We start from the raw sequence: 19863 nt of genomic DNA on the forward strand, positions 1-19863 counted from the left end.
GCCCACGGGTGCCCGTGGTTGGCACCTCTTGCCGGAATGCACCTCCGATTCCGTCGAGAGGTGCCAACTGCGAGTCCCGTCCCACCGCGAGGTTGGCACGTGATGTCGGAAGGCCGAGGCGATTCCGACGTGAGGTGTGTCAATCCCGCGGGGAGGGGTGGGCGGCTCGCCGGGCCTCCGCTCAGTCGCGCGGCTTCACGATCGGGATGGCGCCGGTCTCGGCGGCGACCTTGCGGCGATAGATGCGTCGCTGCTCCGGGAGCGAGACGTCGAAGCTCACCGCGAGCACACGGATCACGGCGGTCACCACGATGCCGATGATCGCGGCGAGTGTGATCGACATGCCGAAGCCGTTCGCGATCACGATGAACGCGCACCCGGCGCCGGCGGCGACGGCGTACAGCGAACCCACGTGCATGATCGCGGTCGGAAGACCCATCAGCATGTCGCGCAGCACGCTGCCGCCGACCGCGGCGCAGACGCCGATGAAGACGGCGGGAACCTCCGGAATCCCGAAGGCCAGAGCCTTGCTCGTCCCGAAAGCGCCGAACATTCCGATGACGACCGCATCGAGCACGACGATCACGGTGTTCAGGCGGCTGAAGAGCCCCGCGAGGAGCATCCCGAAGAGCGCTGCTCCGGTGGCCGTGACGAGATACCACTGATTCTGCAGAGTCGCCGGCGTCTGACCGAGCAGGATGTCGCGGATCAGACCGCCGCCCATGCCGATCATGATGCCGATGATCGCCACGCCCAGCCAGTCGAGGCGCCGCTGCCCCTGGAACCCGGAGGCGAAAAGTGCGCCCTGCACCCCGCCGAGGCCGACACCGAGGAGGTCCGCCCACAGCGGAATGGTGAAGAGCGGTTCGGTCACGCTCCCATTCTCGCGCACGGAGGATAATCGAAGGGTGCCCACCTACCGAGACGAAGTGGTGATCCTGCGCACCCACAAGCTGGGCGAGGCGGATCGCATCGTCACCATGCTGTCGCGTCGGCACGGCAAGGTGCGGGCGGTGGCGAAGGGCGTGCGCCGCACCTCGTCGAAGTTCGGCTCGCGGCTGGAGCCCTTCATGGTCGCCGACGTGCAGCTCTACCAGGGTCGCTCGCTCGACATCGTGCAGCAGGCGGAGTCGCTGGGCTCGTACGGCACCGACATCGCCGCGCACTACGACCGCTTCACCTCGGCCAACGCGATGGTCGAGACCGCCGACCGGCTGAGTGATTCCGAGGCGACGCCCGAGCAGTATCTGCTCCTCGTCGGCGGCCTGCGCGCGCTCTCGCGGGGCGAGCACGTGCCGCGCAGCATCCTGGACTCCTACCTTCTACGCGTCATGTCCCTGTCGGGATGGGCGCCCTCGCTCGACGACTGCGCCCGATGCGCGGCGCCCGGACCGCACAGCACCTTCGTCGCTCAGCTGGGCGGACTCGTGTGCGTGAACGATGCGCCGGCCGGGAGCCCCCGCATCGCCGAACGCACGCTCGAACTGCTCCGCGCGCTGATCCGAGGCGACTGGGAGTTCATCGACGCGGCGTCTCCTGCCGAGTCGGCTGCCGCGGCCGGACTGGTCGGCGCCTACGCCCAGTGGCACCTGGAGCGCGGCATCCGCTCGCTCTCGCACGTTTCCGACATCCGAGGAGAAGGAGCACGGTGACTCCCAAGCCCTACACGCACAAGGATGCCGTGGCTTATCGCCCTCTCGACTGGACGGGTGTGCACCCGCCAGCGTTCCCTGCGGTGCCCGAGCACGTCGCGATCGTCATGGACGGCAACGGCCGCTGGGCGAACCGCCGCGGCCTGAACCGCGTCGAAGGACACAAGGCCGGCGAGGAGGTGCTCCTCGACGTCGTCGCCGGTGCGATCCAGGCTGGAGTGAAGCACCTGTCCGTGTACGCGTTCTCCACCGAGAACTGGGCGCGCTCTCCCGAGGAGGTGCGCTTCCTGATGGGATACAACCGCGATGTGCTGCACCGCCGACGCGACCAGCTGAACGAGTGGGGCGTGCGGGTGCGCTGGGCCGGACGGAAGCCGCGGCTGTGGGGCAGCGTCATCAAGGAGCTGCAGTACGCCGAGCAGCTCACGCGCGACAACGACGTGCTCACGCTCACCATGTGCGTCAATTACGGCGGACGGATCGAGCTCGTCGACGCGATGCGCTCGATCGCCGCTGATGTCGCCGCGGGGAGGGTGAAGCCGAACGCGATCAGCGAGAAGATGATCCGCCGCCACCTCTATGTGCCCGACATGCCCGACGTCGACCTCTTCGTGCGGAGTTCGGGGGAGCAGCGCACCTCGAACTTCCTGCTGTGGGAATCGGCGTATGCCGAGATGGTGTTCCTCGACACGCTGTGGCCCGACTTCTCCCGCGAGGAGCTGTGGCGGGCGATCGGCATCTACCTGTCGCGCGACCGTCGCTTCGGGGGAGCCGTCGACGCGCCCGACGCGTCGGCCTGAGCGCGGAGCCACTTCTCGGTCTCGCGAGGATGCCGCAGGCGCACGATCGTGAGGTGCGGGAAACGCTCCGAGATCGTCGGCATCCGCTCCTCCCACGTGCGAAGCGTCTTCGTCTGCCACCGGAGGATGTTCTGCTCGGGATCGCGATTGAGCAGGTTCCACGGCCCCTTCTCGCGGTTGCCGTTCCACAGTTCTCGCCGCAGGATGCCGCGGGCGAGAGTCCGACGGATCAGCCGCGCACGCACCACGCGGTAGGGATAGTCGAGCCAGACCGCCAGCTGGGCACGGGGCGTCAGGATCTCGTCGGTGCCCTTGCTCGTGTACTGCCACTCCGTCACCCAGCGGTCCTCGGCCGCGAACGCGCGCACGTCGTCGAGGAACTCCGGTCGCGGTGTCCAGTTCGGCCCATGGAACAGCGCGTCGATCTCGACGTGCTGCAGTCCCCATGCGTCACCGATGCGGCCGGCGAGCGTCGTCTTTCCCGACCCGGATACTCCGGCGATCAGTACTCGCTCCGGTCTGAGCGGTAGCGGATCGTCGGCGGAGAGCATCCGGAAATCCTATCGATCGCGGGGATTCGTCGCCCTGGACCTGAGCATGTCCCGGAATAGCTCACAGAACCATGCGGTTGGATGAAGGTGTGAGCGAACCCATCTCGATCGACATCTGGTCCGACATCGCCTGCCCATGGTGCTACATCGGCAAGCGCAATCTGGAGAAGGGCCTCGAAGCCGTCTCCGCCGACGAGGACGCCCCGGAGGTCACCGTCACCTTCCACTCCTTCGAGCTCTCGCCCGACACCCCCGTCGACTTCGACGGCGATGAGATCGACTTCCTGGCCGGCCACAAGGGGATGCCGCGGGCACAGGTCGAGCAGATGCTGTCGAACGTCACCGGCGTCGCGGCGAACGCGGGCCTCGAGTACCGCTTCGACCTCCTGCAGCACACCAACACCGTCAAGGCGCACGAGCTGCTCCACTTCGCGAAGGCCGAGGGCCTTCAGCACGCGATGGAGGAGCGCCTGATGTCGGCGTACTTCACCGAGGGCAAGCACGTCGGCCGCATCGACGACCTCGTCGCTCTCGCGGTCGAGGTCGGTCTCGACGCCGATGGCGCGCGGCAGGCTCTCGAGAGCGAGACCTACCTCCCCGCCGTCCGTCAGGACCAGGCGCAGGCGCAGGCCTACGGCATCCAGGGCGTGCCGTTCTTCGTCATCGACGGCCAGTACGGCATCTCCGGCGCTCAGCCTCCCGAGGCGTTCGAGAACGTCCTCCGCGATCTCTGGGCGAAGCGCGGAGAGACCGAGGACGAGACCGAGCCCGCGGCGGTCTAGCGGGTCAGGGCCGCTTCGATCGCGCTGACGATCTCGGGGGCGTCCGGCTTCTGCTTCGGGCGGAAGCGCAGAACCTCGCCGTCCGGCAGCACGAGGAACTTCTCGAAGTTCCACTCGACGCGGCCCGCCTTGCCGCCGGCATCCGGGGCCTCCTTGAGAGCCTTGTAGAGCTCGGAGGCGTTCTTGCCGTTCACTTTCACCTTGTCGTTCACCGGGAACGAGACACCATAGGTCGTCGAGCAGAACTCGAGGATCTCGTCGACGGAACCCGGCTCCTGACCGAAGAACTGGTTGCACGGGAAGCCCACGACGCTGAAGCCGCGGTCACCGTAGAGGCGCTGCAGCTCCTCGAGCTGCTCGTACTGCGGGGTGAGGCCGCACTTGGAGGCGACGTTCACCACGAGCACCACGTCGGCACCGAGGTCGTCGAGCGTCTTCTCGTTGCCCTGGGCGTCGGTGAACGGGATCGAACGGAGCGCAGAATCGGTCATATTCACAGCTTAGGTCGCCGCATCCGCACCGGCTCCGCGTCTGGGAGAATGGAGGGGACATGACTCTCGCCACCGCCCCCGCCCGCCCGCTTCGCATCGGTCCGATCGACCTCGACGTGCCGGTCGTCCTCGCGCCCATGGCGGGCATCACCAACACCGCATTCCGTCGTCTGTGCCGCGAGTACGGTGCGGGGCTCTACGTCAGCGAGATGATCACGTCGAGGGCGCTCGTCGAGCGCAACGAGACCACGATGCGCCTGATCCGGCACCACGAGTCCGAGACCCCGCGATCGATCCAGCTCTACGGCGTCGATCCCGGGACCATCGCCGAGGCCGTGCGGATCATCGTCGCCGAGGATCACGCCGACCACATCGACCTGAATTTCGGATGCCCGGTGCCGAAGGTCACGCGCCGCGGCGGGGGAGCGGCGCTCCCATGGAAGTCGAAGCTGTTCGCCGACATCGTCGACCAGGCCGTCAAGGCCGCCGGTTCCATCCCGTTGACGGTGAAGATGCGCAAGGGCATCGACCGCGACCACCTGACCTTCCTCGAGGCCGGACGCGCCGCCGAAGACGCCGGCGCCGCAGCCGTCGCGCTCCATGCCCGCACGGCGAGCGAGTTCTACTCGGGGCACGCCGACTGGAACGCGATCGGCGAACTCAAGCAGGCGGTCACGAGCATTCCGGTGCTCGGGAACGGCGACATCTGGTCGGCCGACGACGCGGTGCGCATGATGGAGCAGACGGACTGCGATGGCGTCGTCGTCGGCCGCGGCTGCCTCGGCCGCCCCTGGCTCTTCGGCGAACTGGCCGCCGCCTTCGGCGCAGAATCGCACCCGGTCGATGCAACGCTCGGCTTCGTCGCGAACGCCTTCCGCCGGCACGCTCAGCTCCTCGTCGAGTTCTTCGACGAGGAGGACCGCGGATGCCGTGACATCCGCAAGCACGTCTCCTGGTACTTCAAGGGCTATCCGGTCGGCGGAGACATCCGCACCGGACTCGCCACCGCATCCAGCCTCGCGGAGATCGACGACCTGCTCGGCCGGCTCGATCACACCGCACCGTACCCGGGTGCCGATGCGGAGGGCCAGCGCGGACGCTCCGGCCATCCGAAGCGGACGGCCCTGCCGGACAAGTGGCTGGAGTCGCGGGAGATCGAGTCGTCGGCCTCCGAGATGATGCGTGGAGCGGAGATCGAGAACAGTGGTGGCTGACACTCAGGCCGGTGCGCGGACCGACGGTTACGACTCCCGTGACGCCGAGCGCTTCTTCGCGGAGACGCACCGCTCCGAGCGCGACGATTTCGCCCGCGACCGCGCCCGTGTGCTGCACTCGGCGGCGCTGCGCCGCCTCGCCGCGAAGACGCAGGTCCTGAGCCCCGCGAGCACAGCCGACTTCGCGCGCAACCGCCTGACGCACTCGCTCGAGGTCGCGCAGGTCGGTCGCGAGCTCGCCACGGCCCTCGGCGTCTCGGCCGACGTCGTCGACACGGCCTGCCTGAGCCACGACCTCGGCCATCCGCCGTTCGGCCACAACGGCGAGCGCGCGCTCAACGAGTGGGCCGAGAACATCGGCGGGTTCGAGGGCAACGCCCAGTCGTTGCGCATCCTGACGCGGCTCGAAGCCAAGGTCCTCGACGACGACGACCACTCGGTCGGACTCAACCTCACGCGGGCGAGTCTCGACGCGACGTGCAAGTACCCCTGGACCGTCGACAGCCCGGTCCCCGATCCGGGCGGTCGACTCAAGTTCGGCGTCTACCCCGAGGACGAGGCCGTGTTCCGGTGGATGCGCGAAGGCGCCCCCGGGCGCCTCCGCTGCATCGAGGCCGAGATCATGGATCTCTCCGACGACATCGCGTACTCCGTGCATGACTTCGAGGACGCGATCGTCAACGGCTACGTCGACGTCGCCCAGCTCGCGGATCCGCGCGGTCACGATGCCCTCGTCGGCCGCATCCAGCAGTGGGTCGGCTACGACTTCACCCGTGACGAGCTCGCCGACGCCCTCTACCGGCTGGCGTCGCAGTCGATGTGGCTCCCGTCCTTCGACCGGTCGCGTCAGGCCCTCGCCCGTCTGAAGAACCTGACCAGCGATCTGATCGGGCGCTTCGCGCGTGCCTCCGTCTCGGCCACCCGCGACGCGTATGGCGGCAGCAATCTCGTGCGTTACAACGCCCACGTCGTCGTGCCCCGTGTCGTGGAGGCGGAGATCGCGGTGCTCAAGGGCATCATGGGACAGGCGATCGTCACGATCGATGCGCGCAAGGGCGTCTACAAGGAGCAGCGGCGTGTGCTGAAGAGGCTCGCCGACTCGCTGTGGTCGACCGATGCACTCTGGTCGGCGGGGGCCGACGTGCTCGAGCCCGCGTTCGCGGCGGACTTCGTCGCCGCGGTCGACGATGCCGAGCGCGCACGGGTCGTGGTCGACCAGATCGCGAGCCTCACCGATCAGAGCGCGATCGACTGGCACAACCGTCTGGTGGGCGAGATCGACCCCGCCGAGGTCGGCATCTGGACGCCGCGGCACGCCCGTGCGAGGGCAGGCGCGCACGCCGAGAGGCGGCCCGTCGCCGAAGGGGTGGGCTGATGCCCCGCATCCGGCAGGCCGACGTCGACGAGGTCAAGGCGCGCACGAACATCGCCGACATCGTCGGCGAGCGCGTGGCGCTGAAGTCGGCCGGAGTCGGATCCCTCAAGGGGCTGTGCCCGTTCCACGACGAGAAGAGCCCGAGCTTCCACGTGCGGCAGCAGGTGGGCTACTACCACTGCTTCGGCTGCGGCGAGTCGGGGGACGTGTACTCGTTCCTCCGCGAGATGGACCACGTCAGCTTCTCGGAGGCGGTCGAGCGTCTCGCCGGTCGCATCGGCTACACGCTGCACTACGAAGACGGGGGAGCGGCGCCCGAGACCAGCGGACGCAGCCGCCTCTACGCGGCGAACACGGCCGCGGCGGAGTTCTTCCGCGCACAGCTGCTCTCTCCCGACGCCGAGGCCGGGCGGCGGTTCCTGGGCGAGCGCGGATTCGATTCCGGGGCCGCCGCGCATTTCGGTGTCGGCTTCGCTCCGCGCGGCTGGGACGGGATGCTCAAGGCGCTCACCGCGCAGGGCTTCACCCGTGAGGAGCTCGCCACCGCCGGCCTGGTCTCGACCGGACAGCGCGGCGTCTACGACCGGTTCCGCGGACGCCTGGTGTGGCCGATCCGCGATGTCTCGGGGCAGACGATCGGCTTCGGCGCGCGCAAGCTCTTCGACGACGACCAGGGCCCGAAGTACCTCAACACGCCGGAGACGCCGATCTACAAGAAGGCGCAGGTGCTTTACGGGCTCGACCTCGCCAAGCGCGACATCTCCCGCGGAGACCCTCGCCGAGTCGTCGTGGTCGAGGGGTACACCGACGTCATGGCCTGCCATCTCGCGGGGCTGACGACGGCGATCGCGACCTGCGGCACCGCGTTCGGCACCGAGCACATCAAGGTGCTGCGCCGGGTGATGGGAGACGACAACGCCTCGGGCGAGGTCGTCTTCACGTTCGACGGCGATGAAGCCGGACAGAAGGCGGCGCTGCGTGCGTTCACCGAGGACGACCGGTTCAACGCGCAGACCTTCGTAGCGGTCGCGCCGGACAGCCTCGATCCGTGCGATCTGCGTCTGCAGCGCGGGGATGCCGCGGTGCGCGCGCTCATGGACGCCAAGGTGCCGATGTTCGAGTTCGCGATGGACCGGAAGCTCGGCGGCTTCGACCTCTCCACGGTCGAGGGGCGTGTGGGTGCACTTCGTGCGGCCTCGCCCATCGTCGCCGAGATCAGGGACCGGCTGCTGCGCCCCGGGTACGAGCGCGTGCTGGCCCGGCGTCTCGGGATGGATCCCACCGAGGTGCACAGCGAGGTGGAACGCGCCGCGCGTGGGGCCTCGCAGCAGCCCGCGGCACGGCGCGAGACGACGCAGGCCGATCCGGCGACCGGTATCGCCGCCGTCGCCCCCGTCACTCTCGCGAGCCTGCCCCGGACGGCCGACGTCGCGGTCGAGCGCGATGCTCTGATGGGGGCCCTGCAGTACGGACACCAGGTCGACCAGACCCTCCTGAACCGCGCCCTCGGCGCGCCGTTCCGGACACCCGGGCTCGATGCCGTGCGCGAGGCAGTGGCATCCGCTCCCGACCGCACGAGGGCGGGCTGGGTGACGGACGCCGTCAACGGCGTGCGGGAGCCGTACCGGTCGCTGGCCGGCGAGCTGCTGATGACGCCGTTCCCCGCCAGGAACGAGGAGGGCGCCGTCGCCTCGACGACCGATCTCGCCCGTCGTCTCATCCTCCGTCAGTTGGAGCGCGACAAGCAGGAGCTGCTCGGCGCGGTGCAGCGGGTCCCCGCGGAGTCCGACGGCGGTCGCGCCCTGCGTATGCGTCTGCGCGACATCGACGCAGAGCGTCAGAGGTTCGCCGAGTCGTAACGCGGCCAGCAGGTCCGCAGAGGGCAGGATGGAGTCATGTCCCGCAGGCCCGAATCCCAGAACGCGATCGATTGCTCGGATCTGGTGATCGACCGGATCGGGCACGGCACGCCCACCCGCGCCGTCGATGGCGTGACGTTCTCTCTCGCTCCAGGCGAGCTCATCTGTGTCGCGGGTCCGACGGGGTCGGGAAAATCCACCCTGGTCGCCGCCCTCGCGGGGTCCACCGACCCGTCAGTGCGCGTCGTGGGCGGCAGCGCCACCGTCTGCGGTGTCGACGTGCGCCGGCCCGGACGGAAGCACCGCATCCTCACGTACCGCACCGGCTTCGTCCCGCAGGGCGCGGGTGCCGACCTCCCGCCTCGTCTGACCGTCAACGAGGTGATCGCCGAGCCGATCCTGATCCGAGAGCGCCGGGTCAACACGAAGGCGCTGTCTATCCGTGTCGCGACGCTGCTCGACGAGTTGCACCTTCCGCTCGGCACCGCAGCCAAGTTCCCGTACGAGCTGAGCGCCGGTATGCGTCAGCGCGTGGCGATCGCCCGGTCGTTCATCCTGGAGCCGAAGGTGCTCATCGCCGACGAGGTGCTCGCGAACCTCGATCTGGAGGTGCGACCGGTGGTGTTCGACGCGATCACCCGTCGCCGGAAGGAAGAGTCGATGGCGGCGCTCCTCGTGACCAATGACGCCGCGTTCATCCGCGAGCTGAACGCCGAGACGCTCATGCTCCGGGGCGGTCACGTGGTCGCTCGCGGCGTCGGCAAGGACCTGCTCTGGGTCCCGAACGCCGAGTCCGATTCGCGGCACTGAACACGACACGCCCGAGCTGCGTCGACCCCGCCCCGGTGTCACGAGTGGGGCCCGGAGTTTGCTAAGCTTGTCGAGTTGCCCGCTCAGCGGAGCACATTCCTCGGTAGCTCAATTGGCAGAGCAGCCGGCTGTTAACCGGCAGGTTCTTGGTTCGAGTCCAAGCCGGGGAGCAATCCCCTGAAACCCCGCCCCTCCGGGCGGGGTTTCGCCGTTTCCGGCGTCACGCGTCTCGAGCCATGCAACCCGATGGCCGGTTGCGAGAGGCGGCCTACCGTAGCGTGGGAGAAACGGACCCGCGCGCGAGGGAGGATGCCATGAACCCCAAGGAACGCGCTGTCTGCGTGTGCTTCGACGGCTCCCGCGTGCTGCTGATGAGGAGACTCCACGGCGGCCGGCAGTACACCGTGCTCCCGGGCGGCGGCATCGAGCCCGGCGAAACCCCCGACCAGGCAGCAGTACGCGAACTGGCCGAGGAGACCGGGCTCGTCGCGACCGTGACCGGCAAGCTCGCCACTGTCGATCACGACGACCGAAGGGCGCATTACCTGCTCATGGCGGCAGTGCCCGGAGAGCCGGTTCTGGGTGGGCCGGAAGCCCTCGCGGAGAGCGAGGACAACCGGTATCGGCCCGGATGGGTCCCGATAGCCGAGCTCGCAGACGAGCCGCTCGTACCCGAGGAGGCACGAGAGATCGTGCGGCGAGCCTTCGCGGAATGCCTCGCCGACGGCCGCTGAGGACTCGTCCGGCTCGGAGCCCTCAGCCCCGCAGTCCCAGCTGGTCGACGACCTCTGCGACTCGTCCGCGCGCTGCCGCACCCAGCCCGAGCACCGGGCGCGGAAGGCAGTCCGGGGCGACGAGCTGCAGGTGCTCGGCGATGGCGGCGGTGACGCGGTAGCCGCCGTGTTCCAGGAACAGATCCCACAACGGCTGGAGGCGGGCTGATTCCGCGGTAGCCGCGGCGTGGTCGCCGGCCTGGGCGGCTCGGGTGATGGTGAGTGCCGGGTCGGGGAGCGTGCCGCCGATGACCGAGTACCAGGCGTCGCACCCGGCGTTCATGCCCGTTGCCGCGAGCCAATCGCCCGACACGCCGATCGACACCGTGCCGGGGATGCGCTCGCGCAGCGCCTGCACTCGCGCGGCTGCATCCCGGGGATCCGATGGGACGCCGGGGATCTTGATGGATGCCACATTCGGCAGGGCAGCGATCTGCGCGTGGAGCTCATCGGTGAGCGCGACGTGCGTCGTGCGCGGGTTGTCGTAGACGACGAGCGGCACCGAGAGCCCGGCCGTGACGTCCTCGAACAGAGTGAACACCTCGTCGGGGCTCAGTGCCTGGTACGTGACCGGCGCGAGCAGCACGGCACTCGCGCCGGCATCCTGCGCATCATCGGCGAGCCGCTGCGCCTGAGAGGTGCGCAGCGCGCCGATGCCGACCATCACCGGAACGTCTCCCGCGAGCGTCACGGTAGCGCGGGCGACGCGCCGGCGCTCCTCGCGGTCGAGGTAGAGGTAGGAGCCGGTCGAGCCGAGCGCTGTGATCGAGTCGACGCCGGCGCTGACGAGCCGCTCGACGAGGCGCGCGTACGCGGCTTCGTCGAAGGCATCGTCGCGCAGGGGAGTGAGAGGGAAGGCGCTCAGGCCGGTGAACACGGAGGGGCTCCTCTGCTCGTCATACATGCTCAGCGAGAATAGCGCAGGGGAGCGGCGCTTCTCGTCGCGTGGCCTCAGTCGTCGGCGAGACGGTCGCCCCGGCCGTACTCCTCCTTGACGGTCCGCAGGTTGGTCCAGGTACGCATCCCCGTGATCTGCGAGCTGGCACGCAGCTGGTCGGCGAGTTCGAGGAGTCCGTCGACCGACTGGGCGGAGAGGGTGGCGATGAGCTCGTATTCGCCGATCGTGATCGCGAGGAACTCCGGCGAGAGACGGCGCACCTCTTCCAGCGCGGCGGCCAGCTCTCCGCGGACTCGGATGCCGACGCCGAGGGTGAGGAGATCGGGGCTGTCATGTCGCACCGGGATCCCGACGACCTTCACGGCGTCGTGACGCACGAGGCGGTTCAGCCGGAGCCGCGCGCCGCTGGGGGAGATGCCCGCTGCTTCTGCGAGCTCGAGGAACGATGCGCGGCCGTCGATCTGCAGCCGACGCACGATCGCCCGGTCGACGGCGTCGAGGCGGAACGCCGTGCGACCGGTGCGGAGCGGGGAGTAGAGGTTGATCTCGATGCTCTCGTAGAGGTGTGTCTGCATGTCGCGCACTCCCGGGAGACAGCGGATGCGATCGAGAGTGCGCCTCAGATGCGGATCGGCACCCACTCGGATCTCCGCGTCGATCGGTGCCTCGCCGCTGATGTCGGCGACGAACGTGGTCTCGGGCATCGCGATGAGGGCCTCGCGCACCGGAGCGACCGGCCCGTCGAGCCGGAGCTGCGTGTAGGCGAACCGCTGCAGCGCCAGCAGATCCGGGCTCACGGATACCGTGAACACGACCTCATGGCGTTCGACGGCGCGTTCCACGATCTGGGTGATGCGTCGCCGAGTCACGCCGAGCGACTGCGCGATGCGGGTGTAGCTCGCCCGTCCATCCTCGCGCAGCGCGGCGAGCACCTGCGTGGTCAGCGGGTCCCGATGCTCCATCTCGGCCTCCAGATTCGTCAAGCACGGGCGTACACATCGCGAGGATCAGGCTCCTCGGTGCACGTTGAGTCTCTCATTCTGCATTGAATTGCGGCGAATACGCACAGTCAGTGAGATCCGGCTCGGTTTTCGCTTCAGTTCCCGCTGAACCCGCCCTACTGTCGTCCTTGAGCGAGCAGGTCGACAGCCGGAAGAAGACGACTGACTGTTCGGCACGACGAGGACCTCCGGGTCCCGATCGACTGATCGATGACGATCCGACCGATCTCTCAATGGCGAAAGGCACCCCGATATGTCCACCCCCTCCTCTCGATCATCCGGGCGAACCGCAGAGCTCGGCCACGATGAGAACGAGCTCGCAGACTACGGCTACAAGCAAGAGCTCAAGCGCGCTCTCTCGCCCTGGGCGGTCTTCGCCCTCGGCTTCGCGACGATCTCACCGGTCGTCGGGATCTACGCCGTCATCCAGCTCGGATTCGTGTTCTCGGGTCCCGTCTGGATCTGGGCCGTGCTGATCGCGTTCATCGGCCAACTGCTGGTGGCGACCGTCTATGCGCAGCTCTCGTCCCAGTTCCCGATGACGGGAGGCGTCTACCAGTGGGTGCGGCGCCTCGCCGGTCCGAAGCTCGGCTGGATGACCGGGTGGATCTACCTCGCGGCGGCCATCGCATCGCTCTCGACGGTCGCCTACCTGGGCGGGATCTGGATGAAGGCGCTCGTCGGCGACGCCTCGGAGAGCGCCGGAGGCCTCGTGCTCTACGGCGCGGTCTTCCTCGTGGTCGCTCTCGGTATCAACCTGCTCGGCGTGAACCCGGTCAAGCACTTCCTGAGCGCCGGGATCATCGCCGAGGGCGTCGCCTCGATCGTGGTCAGCGTGCTGCTGCTCGTCTTCTTCCTCCACAACGACATCGGGATGCTCGTGCAGACCCTGGGAGCGGAGGAGAACTCCGGCGGATCGACGCTCGCGGGGTTGCTCACCTGTCTCGCGGTGGCCGGCTGGGCGTTCCTCGGCTTTGACGCGACGACGCAGGTCGCCGAGGAAGCGCATGAACCGCGTCGTACGGTGCCTCGGGCGATGCTGCTCTCCTTCCTCTTCGTCGGCATCACGGTGCTGTTGAGCGGTACGGCGGTCACCCTCTCGCTGCGGGACCCGGCTCGTGCCGTGACCGGCGAGGTCGGCGACCCCGTGCTGGCCTCCGTCACCGAGGCCTTCGGCGCCTGGACGGAGAAGCCGTTCATCGTCGTCGTCCTCATCGCCTTCTTCGCCTGCGCGGTCTCGATCCAGACCTACATCGGCCGCATGGTGTACAGCTTCGCCCGCGACCGCCAGATCCCGTTCTCCACGCCGCTTTCGCGGATCGGCAAAAAGGAGATCCCGCACGTCGCGCTCATCACCACAGCGGTGCTCGCGGGACTCGGCCTGCTGCTGGGCCTGAACGGCAATGCGGCAGCCACGCTGATCTCGTTCGGCTCTGGTGGCTTCTACATCGTCTTCCTGATCGTCGCCGTGGTCGCGCTGTGGGCACGCCTGAACGGACGCTGGGATCCGAGCCGTGGCTCGTTCGCTCCGGGACGCTTCGGCTTGATCATCAACATCCTCGCGGTGGCGTGGCTCGCGTTCGAGGTCGTCAACGTCGCGTGGCCCAGGGCGGAGCTCGCCCCGGCATCCGGCACGTGGGTGCAGGTATGGGCGGTGATCGTCGTGTTCAGTGCGCTCATCCTGATCGGCATCGGGTATCTCGTGGTGCGCAAGCCGCACCTCGAGGTCCAGGTCGCGGCGGCCGCAGCCCAGCGAGGCGACCGGACGGAGAAGGGGACCGGACGATGACCGTCACGAACCCCGCCGTCGTGTTCGAGCCGGGATCCGGCATGCGCGTCCGAGAGGTCGCCGTCCGGGCTCCGCGCGCGGGCGAGGTCGCCGTCGAGATCCGTGCCGCCGGCGTCTGCCACTCCGATCTCCATATCCTGAACGGCGACTGGCCGGAGGATCGCCCGCTCGTGCTCGGACACGAGGCTGCCGGCGTCGTGACCGCCGTCGGCGCCGGCGTGGACCTGGAGCGGGGCGACCACGTCGTCCTCTCCTGGTTCGCCCCGTGCGGTCGCTGCGAGCGCTGCGCCGCCGGCAGAGCATGGCTGTGCACCGGCACTCGTGCGGTGGAGAACGTGCTGCCGGACGGCGGCACGGCTTTCGAGGAGGATGGTGAGCCGGTGTGGCCGTTCCTGGGCTTGGGCGCGTTCACGAAGAACGTGGTCGTGCCACGGACAGCGGCGATCAAGGTGCCGCAGGAACTGCCGTTCGACGTCGGCGCGCTGCTCGGCTGCGCGGTCACGACCGGGGTCGGTGCCGCGGTGAACACGGCCGGCGTCCGGCCCGGTGACACGGCCGTGGTGGTCGGTTGCGGGGGAGTCGGGCTCGCGATCATCATGGGCCTGCGTCTCGCGGGGGCGGGAGCGATCATCGCCGTCGACCTGTCAGCGGAGCGTCGCGCGGCGGCCGCGCATTTCGGAGCGACCGCGACACTCGACGGTGCGACGGTCGATGTCCCGGCGTGGTGTCAGGAGCACCTCGGTGGCGCGGACTACGCCTTCGAGGCCGTCGGCCGCCCCGCTCTCATCGAGCAGCTCCCGGCGATGGTGCGTTCGGGCGGTGCCGCCGTGGTGGTCGGCATGCCGCCGATCGATGCCAAGGTGGGGATCGACGCCTTCGACCTCGCCGACCAGGGCAAGAGTCTGCTGGGATGCAACTACGGTTCGAGCGTCGGTGCTGTCGACATCCCGCGCCTCGCGCGTCTGTTCCTCGACGGCCGCCTGCCGCTCGGCGATCTCGTGGGTACGACGCGCCCGCTCGCCGAGGCGGAGATCGCCTTCGAGGAGCTCCGCGCAGGCATCGGCCTGCGCGGAATCCTCGTTCCATAGTCGAGGCGGCGACCATGCAGCGATGACGCGCACCCTATGCGCGTGGGCCGGACCGCCTCACGCGCAGCACGGCATCGACGAGCGTCACCGTCGAGCCGTCGCGCCAGATCGCGGTCCTCTCCACCATCGCCCGGGTCTCCGTGATCCACTCGTCGGTCAGGGCGAGCGACTCGAGCACCTCGTCGGTGGTCGGCAGCGGCGGCCCGTCGTGGTCGTGGTGGCTGAGCTTCGAACCTGGTGGGGCTGCTCCGTGTCCCACGACGAGGAGCCGCCCGCCGGGCGCCACAGCGGATGCCGCGCGCCGCAGCACCTCGTCGCGCGGCAGCTCGACCGGGGAGTGCAGGAACGCCGAGGTCACGAGATCGAACGCGGAGGTCGGCTCCCACGTCGAGAGATCGCCGCGGACCCAGTGGATCCGGTCGGCGAGCCCCGCACGCTGCGCCTCCGCCCTGCCGACGTCGAGCGCGGCTGCGGAGATGTCGATCGCCGTCACGGTCCATCCGTTCGCAGCGAGCCACAGCGCGTCGCCCCCTTCGCCGCAGCCCAGGTCGAGAGCCGTGCCGGGAGTGAGACCCGCGACCTCGCGTTCCACGGCCGCGTTCACCTGACCGCTCCACACTCTCCCGTGCTCGCCGCGGGTGCTTCGATAGCGCGCTTCCCAGAACTCCGCAGGGTCCGTCACCGGATCGACGGAGTGCCCGGCGTCACTCATGATGCGACCCGCGCGACCCGCTCGGCGGCAGCGGCGACGTCCAGCGCCACGAACTCCCCGTTCAGTGCGAGGGCCGCGGCGGCGCCGGAACCGGCGGCGATCGGAACGAGTGCGCCCGGATTCGCTGCATTGCCCACGGCCCAGACGCCGTCGACACTCGTTCGTCCGAGCGCGTCGACGTCGGTCCACGGCCCCATCGGCGTGTCGACGCGCTCGGCTCCGAGCTGGCGCAGCGGCTCATCGAGCGCGACCAGAGCCGGTTCGGCGAACACGACGTCGACGGGGATCGTCGAGCCGTCATCCAGGCCGAGGGCGGTGAGCTCGCCGGAGGAGGCGACCACACGGGTGACGGCACGGGTCTCCACACGCATCCCGCGCGCTTCGAGGACGAGCCGCTCCTCGTCGGGGAGGCCGTCGATGAGCCCGGTGAACACCGTGATGTCCTCCGAGTAGGACCGCAGCATGTGCGCCTTGTGCAGGCCGGCCACCGAGGTCGCCAGCACGCCGATCGCACGCTCTCGGGCTTCGTATCCGTCGCAGTACGGGCAGGCGACGACGCCCCGACCCCACTGGTCGGCCAGTCCGGGGATCTCGGGCAGCAGGTCGCGCGCTCCGGTCGCGACGATGAGGCGCCGGGCGGTCGCACGTGCACCGGCCTCGGTGACGACCTCGAACCCGTCGGCGATCGTGCGGGTCGTGGCGACGCGGGCGTCGACGATCACGCCGTCGACGGCGCGCACCTCGCGGTAGCCGTCGGCGACCAGGTCGAGCGGAGAGTAGCCGTCCCGGCTCAGCACGCCGTGCATGTGAGGCGCGAACCGGTTGCGCGGCTCCTGAGCGTCGAGCACCAGCACTCGGCGCCGGGCTCGAGCGAGGACGAGCGCGGCACTCAGGCCGGCTGCACCTCCGCCGATGATGATGACGTCCCAGCGCTCGTCCGAGATGGGAGCCGTCGAGGACTCGGAGGGATGGGCGGGGACGGTGGGGGGAGTAGTGGCGTCGGTCATGTTCTCAGCATCCGAGCCTGATACGCTTTCGGCAACTATCCGTGCCGAATCAGCAAAGGGAGACGACGTGCCCGACGATTCCCTGTCCCTCATCGGCCCTCGCCTCAAGAGCTGGCGGGAGAAGCGCAGCATGACTCTTGCGGACCTCTCCGCGCTGACGGACATCTCTCCGAGCACTCTGTCGCGCCTGGAGGCAGGCAAGCGGGCGCCGAACCTCGAGCTGCTCGTGCCGATCGCGCGTGCACTCGGCCTCGGCCTCGACGACATCGTGCCGCGCGCCGTTCCCGACCCCCGGGTGTCGCGGACGACCAGGGAGGTCGAGGGCATCCGCTACGAATCGCTCTCGCCGGCGTCGAGCCCTGTGCAGACCTACAAGGTCACCTTCCCCGCCCGCCCCGTCGGCATCACCGCCGTGCCGCAGCCGAAAGTGCACGACGGTCAGGAATGGCTCTACGTGATCTCGGGCCGTCTGCGACTGGTGCTGGGCGATCAGGACGTGACGCTCGGGCCTGGCGAGGCGGCGGAGTTCGACACCCGGGTTCCGCATTGGCTGTCGGCCGCGGGTCCGGGTCCGGCCGAGATCGTGTCCATCTTCAGCAAAGACGGCAAGCGCATCCACCTGCGCGCACGCCCGGCCGCCTCCTGACGCAGAGAGGGCCCCGCCGAACGGCGAGGCCCTCTCCGGATGTCGCTCGGACAGCCGACTGCTTTCAGATCAGCGTGCGGCGCCTGCGAGGCTGCCGGTGACCGGGCCCGCCGGGTCGGAGATCACGCACTGGATCACGCGGTCGTTGAGCTGGTCCCAGGTCTCCTTGGTCGGGGTGATCGGGTAGACGTCGAGGGTCGACTCGTCCCAGATGACGCCGACGAACGTGGTGAAGGCATCGCCGATGCAGCCTTCGGTCGCCGCGTCGACGGCCTCTTCGGAGAACTCGCCGTCCTCCATCGAGAACTCGTGGTAGACCTCTTCATCATGCGGCTCTCCGCACGGCACGACGTCGACGGCCTCGATGAGACCCGTCGCGCTGGACATCTTGCAGTCCCCGACCTTCAGAGCGAAGACGTCGATGTTCGAGCTCTCGGTGACCTGTCCGGTCTCCTCGTCGCGGTCGGCGTCGCCGGAGCCGCTCCCGAGAATGCTGTTGATGGCGCTGCAGCCGCTCAGGGCGATGGAGAGCGCCACCGCGGTTCCTGCGAGCATCAGAGCGCGTCGATTGCGCAGTTTCATCATGATTGTGTCCCCTCCACAGAGCCTCTTGATGCGCGGGCATGCCGAAATTTCGGTCGCGCGAACTCACGCTAGCCGCCGCGGAGTCTATGACGCAACTCCACAGACCCTGTGATCCGGCTGGGAGCGGGCTCAGCCCTCGAGGTCGTCGACGCCCGGCATCCAGCTGGCTCCTGGGCGCCCCCAGCCGCGCTTGCGCGCGATCTTCTGAACGGTCTTCCAGTCTCCGTCGGAGAGACGGTCGACGTAGAGGATGCCGTCGAGATGGTCGAACTCGTGCTGCATGATCCGTGCACGCCAGCCGTCGACGTCGATCGTGACGGGCTGCCCGTCCAGATCGGTCGCTGTCAGGTGCACACGCTCGGAACGACGGAGGGGGAATCGCTCCCCGGGGAAGGAGAGGCATCCCTCCGACTCCAGATCGGGGTCGGGGTCGCCCGGCTCGATCGGTGCGATCCAGAGCACGGGGTTGATGAGCACGCCGCGCCAGGGCTGATCGTCATCGTCCACATACGCGTAGGTGTAGATGCGCAACGGAACGCCGACCTGCGGTGCGGCGAGTCCGACTCCGGGCGCGGTATCCATCGTCTCGAACATGTCGGCGACGAGTGTGCGGATCTCGTCCGTGATCTCCTCGACGGCGGATGCGGGGGAGTGAAGCACGGGGTCGCCCATGATGCGAATCGGAAGTACAGCCACGTCACAACCCTACTGGGCGGGAAGTGCCAGGTAGGGTCGTAGTGTGAGCGCTGGGGTGTGGACGAATACGGCCGAAGAGGTCGGCGAACAGCTCGTCGGCGCCTTCCAGAACCCCGGACTTCTGCTCGGAATCCCGCTGGCCCTCGCCGGTGCGGTGTTCATGTCCCTCGGTGCGCAGTACCAGCATCGCGGCGTCGAGAAGGTCGAGCGTCTGAGCGGCTCCGACGGCACCACCGGACTCACCGGCGGCCAGATCAAGGCGCTCCTGACCCGCCCGTCGTGGATCCTCGGCACGCTCATGCTCGGACTCGCGATCGTGTGTCAGCTCGCGGCGCTCGTCAAGGCTCCGCTCATCGTGGTGCAGCCGCTCGGTGCGATCGCGCTCGTGATCACGACCCTCCTGAACGCGCGCATCTCCGGCCATTCGCCGACCCGGAAGTCGCTCACGGCGATCATCTTCTGCGTCGGCGGCATCTTCCTCTTCGTCTTCTTCGCGGCCATCTACGCCACCGAGAAGGAGGTCACCGAGCGCGAACTGTTCGTGATCCTCGCCCTCCTCCTCGTCGTGATCATCGTGCTGGGGGCGTGCTGGCTCGTCCTCCGTCACCGTATGCGCGCGCTGTTCTATGTGATCGGCGCCGGCATCCTCTACGGCTTCGTCGCCACTCTCGCGAAGGTCGTCATCAAGCGCATCGAAGCGGGCCAGTTCGAATGGATCACCGCCATCTGCGTGGTCGCGCTCCTCGCGGCAGCGTCGGTCGGCGCGTACTTCGTGCAGACCGCCTACAGCTCGGGGCCGCCGGACCTCGTCATCGCCGGCCTCACGGTCGTGGACCCGCTCATCGCTGTCCTGATCGGCATGATCGTGCTCGGCGAGGCCGCGGCCGCGCCGTGGTGGGTGTTCATCATCTTCGGCGTCGCCGGGGCCATCGCGGTCTGGGGCGTCGTCAATCTCGCCCGATACCACCCGCAGGTGCTGAGCGAGAGCCAGGAACTGCCGATCGTGCGGGGCAGCGATCCGTCGCAGCCCGCCTCAGATCCCGGCACGACGGAGCCGTCGAGCCGGTCGGATGCCTGGCCGCAGACGGATCAGACCCGGCCCGACGCTCCCTAGCCGAGCGCGTCGACGCCGCG

General features: G+C 68.9%; 21 protein-coding genes and 1 tRNA gene. 13 read left to right on the forward strand and 9 right to left on the reverse strand.

Annotated features, from left to right (window positions below; translation table 11 throughout):
* Window positions 1–181: 181 nt before the first annotated feature.
* Entirely contained in the window at window positions 182–874 is a 693-nt protein-coding gene (locus tag ABD648_RS01260; protein ID WP_282216931.1) for a trimeric intracellular cation channel family protein, read from the reverse strand.
* A 34-nt stretch (window positions 875–908) separates the two neighbouring features.
* Here ABD648_RS01260 and recO point away from each other — a divergent pair, with 34 nt between their 5' ends.
* Both recO and ABD648_RS01270 read left to right on the forward strand, forming a co-directional pair.
* Entirely contained in the window at window positions 909–1652 is a 744-nt protein-coding gene (recO, locus tag ABD648_RS01265) for a DNA repair protein RecO (protein ID WP_282216932.1), read from the forward strand.
* A complete protein-coding gene (locus ABD648_RS01270; RefSeq protein WP_282216933.1) occupies window positions 1649–2452 on the forward strand; it encodes an isoprenyl transferase in 804 nt (267 codons plus the stop codon). The genes recO and ABD648_RS01270 overlap by 4 nt, the downstream gene beginning before the upstream one ends.
* Here ABD648_RS01270 and ABD648_RS01275 read toward each other — a convergent pair.
* Window positions 2392–3003, reverse strand: coding sequence for a P-loop NTPase family protein (locus ABD648_RS01275; RefSeq protein ID WP_282216934.1), 612 nt, complete (start codon window positions 3001–3003; stop codon window positions 2392–2394). The two genes, ABD648_RS01270 and ABD648_RS01275, sit on opposite strands and share 61 nt — an antisense overlap.
* 89 nt (window positions 3004–3092) lie before the next feature.
* Here ABD648_RS01275 and ABD648_RS01280 point away from each other — a divergent pair, with 89 nt between their 5' ends.
* Window positions 3093–3785, forward strand: coding sequence for a DsbA family oxidoreductase (locus tag ABD648_RS01280; protein ID WP_282216935.1), 693 nt, complete (start codon window positions 3093–3095; stop codon window positions 3783–3785).
* On the opposite strand, the gene ABD648_RS01285 is transcribed toward ABD648_RS01280, so the two are convergent.
* Window positions 3782–4276 carry a glutathione peroxidase gene (locus ABD648_RS01285; RefSeq protein WP_116636646.1) on the reverse strand — a complete coding sequence of 165 codons (495 nt, stop codon included), beginning with the start codon at window positions 4274–4276 and terminating at the stop codon, window positions 3782–3784. The genes ABD648_RS01280 and ABD648_RS01285 overlap by 4 nt on opposite strands.
* A gap of 59 nt (window positions 4277–4335) precedes the next feature.
* Between ABD648_RS01285 and dusB the strand changes: the two genes are divergently transcribed.
* From dusB to ABD648_RS01315, 6 genes are all read left to right on the forward strand, one after another.
* Window positions 4336–5490: a tRNA dihydrouridine synthase DusB gene (dusB, locus tag ABD648_RS01290; RefSeq protein WP_282216936.1), complete on the forward strand. Its 1155-nt coding sequence runs from the start codon at window positions 4336–4338 to the stop codon at window positions 5488–5490.
* Window positions 5480–6865, forward strand: a complete 1386-nt coding sequence (locus ABD648_RS01295; RefSeq protein ID WP_282216937.1) for a deoxyguanosinetriphosphate triphosphohydrolase — start codon at window positions 5480–5482, stop codon at window positions 6863–6865. Before dusB ends, ABD648_RS01295 begins: the two co-directional genes overlap by 11 nt.
* A complete protein-coding gene (gene dnaG, locus ABD648_RS01300; protein ID WP_282216938.1) occupies window positions 6865–8724 on the forward strand; it encodes a DNA primase in 1860 nt (619 codons plus the stop codon). Before ABD648_RS01295 ends, dnaG begins: the two co-directional genes overlap by 1 nt.
* Before the next feature lie 36 nt (window positions 8725–8760).
* On the forward strand, window positions 8761–9534 hold the full coding sequence (locus ABD648_RS01305; RefSeq protein ID WP_282216939.1) for an ATP-binding cassette domain-containing protein: 774 nt from the start codon (window positions 8761–8763) through the stop codon (window positions 9532–9534).
* Between the two features lie 97 nt (window positions 9535–9631).
* Window positions 9632–9704: transfer RNA gene (locus ABD648_RS01310), tRNA-Asn, on the forward strand.
* 144 nt (window positions 9705–9848) lie between these two features.
* Complete coding sequence (locus tag ABD648_RS01315; protein WP_282216940.1) at window positions 9849–10268, forward strand: NUDIX domain-containing protein; 420 nt, start codon at window positions 9849–9851, stop codon at window positions 10266–10268.
* A gap of 22 nt (window positions 10269–10290) precedes the next feature.
* Here the strand turns inward: ABD648_RS01315 and ABD648_RS01320 are convergent, their stop codons facing one another.
* Both ABD648_RS01320 and ABD648_RS01325 read right to left on the reverse strand, forming a co-directional pair.
* Window positions 10291–11211: a dihydrodipicolinate synthase family protein gene (locus tag ABD648_RS01320; RefSeq protein WP_282216941.1), complete on the reverse strand. Its 921-nt coding sequence runs from the start codon at window positions 11209–11211 to the stop codon at window positions 10291–10293.
* Window positions 11212–11258: 47 nt separating this feature from the next.
* Window positions 11259–12188, reverse strand: coding sequence for an Lrp/AsnC family transcriptional regulator (locus tag ABD648_RS01325; protein WP_344708099.1), 930 nt, complete (start codon window positions 12186–12188; stop codon window positions 11259–11261).
* A 271-nt stretch (window positions 12189–12459) separates the two neighbouring features.
* On the opposite strand from ABD648_RS01325, the gene ABD648_RS01330 reads away from it, so the two are divergent.
* A complete protein-coding gene (locus ABD648_RS01330; protein WP_282216943.1) occupies window positions 12460–13995 on the forward strand; it encodes an APC family permease in 1536 nt (511 codons plus the stop codon).
* Window positions 13992–15083 (forward strand): alcohol dehydrogenase catalytic domain-containing protein, encoded by a 1092-nt coding sequence (locus ABD648_RS01335; RefSeq protein WP_282216944.1) that lies wholly within the window; start codon window positions 13992–13994, stop codon window positions 15081–15083. The genes ABD648_RS01330 and ABD648_RS01335 overlap by 4 nt, the downstream gene beginning before the upstream one ends.
* Before the next feature lie 34 nt (window positions 15084–15117).
* On the opposite strand, the gene ABD648_RS01340 is transcribed toward ABD648_RS01335, so the two are convergent.
* Together ABD648_RS01340 and ABD648_RS01345 are read right to left on the reverse strand one after the other, a co-directional pair.
* Window positions 15118–15795, reverse strand: a complete 678-nt coding sequence (locus ABD648_RS01340; protein WP_282216945.1) for an SAM-dependent methyltransferase — start codon at window positions 15793–15795, stop codon at window positions 15118–15120.
* Window positions 15792–16802: an NAD(P)/FAD-dependent oxidoreductase gene (locus ABD648_RS01345; RefSeq protein WP_282216946.1), complete on the reverse strand. Its 1011-nt coding sequence runs from the start codon at window positions 16800–16802 to the stop codon at window positions 15792–15794. The genes ABD648_RS01340 and ABD648_RS01345 overlap by 4 nt, the downstream gene beginning before the upstream one ends.
* Before the next feature lie 67 nt (window positions 16803–16869).
* On the opposite strand from ABD648_RS01345, the gene ABD648_RS01350 reads away from it, so the two are divergent.
* On the forward strand, window positions 16870–17448 hold the full coding sequence (locus tag ABD648_RS01350) for a helix-turn-helix domain-containing protein (RefSeq protein ID WP_282216947.1): 579 nt from the start codon (window positions 16870–16872) through the stop codon (window positions 17446–17448).
* Window positions 17449–17517: 69 nt separating this feature from the next.
* Here the strand turns inward: ABD648_RS01350 and ABD648_RS01355 are convergent, their stop codons facing one another.
* Window positions 17518–18033, reverse strand: coding sequence for a hypothetical protein (locus ABD648_RS01355; protein WP_282216948.1), 516 nt, complete (start codon window positions 18031–18033; stop codon window positions 17518–17520).
* A gap of 129 nt (window positions 18034–18162) precedes the next feature.
* Window positions 18163–18729, reverse strand: coding sequence for a peptide deformylase (gene def / locus ABD648_RS01360; protein ID WP_282216949.1), 567 nt, complete (start codon window positions 18727–18729; stop codon window positions 18163–18165).
* 43 nt (window positions 18730–18772) lie between these two features.
* Between def and ABD648_RS01365 the strand changes: the two genes are divergently transcribed.
* Window positions 18773–19843, forward strand: a complete 1071-nt coding sequence (locus tag ABD648_RS01365; RefSeq protein WP_282216950.1) for a DMT family transporter — start codon at window positions 18773–18775, stop codon at window positions 19841–19843.
* Window positions 19844–19863 lie beyond the last annotated feature (20 nt).

Origin of the sequence: Microbacterium luteolum (assembly GCF_039533965.1) — a bacterium.
Lineage (GTDB): Bacteria > Actinomycetota > Actinomycetes > Actinomycetales > Microbacteriaceae > Microbacterium > Microbacterium luteolum.

Bases quoted from the DNA above. Each gene is read 5' to 3' on its own strand.
- ABD648_RS01275 (WP_282216934.1), bottom strand. From the start codon at position 3,003: ATGCTCTCCGCCGACGATCCGCTACCGCTCAGACCGGAGCGAGTACTG.
- ABD648_RS01285 (WP_116636646.1), bottom strand. From the start codon at position 4,276: ATGACCGATTCTGCGCTCCGTTCGATCCCGTTCACCGACGCCCAGGGC.
- dusB (WP_282216936.1), top strand. From the start codon at position 4,336: ATGACTCTCGCCACCGCCCCCGCCCGCCCGCTTCGCATCGGTCCGATC.
- dnaG (WP_282216938.1), top strand. From the start codon at position 6,865: ATGCCCCGCATCCGGCAGGCCGACGTCGACGAGGTCAAGGCGCGCACG.
- ABD648_RS01305 (WP_282216939.1), top strand. From the start codon at position 8,761: ATGTCCCGCAGGCCCGAATCCCAGAACGCGATCGATTGCTCGGATCTG.
- ABD648_RS01315 (WP_282216940.1), top strand. From the start codon at position 9,849: ATGAACCCCAAGGAACGCGCTGTCTGCGTGTGCTTCGACGGCTCCCGC.
- ABD648_RS01320 (WP_282216941.1), bottom strand. From the start codon at position 11,211: ATGTATGACGAGCAGAGGAGCCCCTCCGTGTTCACCGGCCTGAGCGCC.
- ABD648_RS01330 (WP_282216943.1), top strand. From the start codon at position 12,460: ATGTCCACCCCCTCCTCTCGATCATCCGGGCGAACCGCAGAGCTCGGC.
- ABD648_RS01335 (WP_282216944.1), top strand. From the start codon at position 13,992: ATGACCGTCACGAACCCCGCCGTCGTGTTCGAGCCGGGATCCGGCATG.
- ABD648_RS01340 (WP_282216945.1), bottom strand. From the start codon at position 15,795: ATGAGTGACGCCGGGCACTCCGTCGATCCGGTGACGGACCCTGCGGAG.
- ABD648_RS01345 (WP_282216946.1), bottom strand. From the start codon at position 16,802: ATGACCGACGCCACTACTCCCCCCACCGTCCCCGCCCATCCCTCCGAG.
- ABD648_RS01355 (WP_282216948.1), bottom strand. From the start codon at position 18,033: ATGATGAAACTGCGCAATCGACGCGCTCTGATGCTCGCAGGAACCGCG.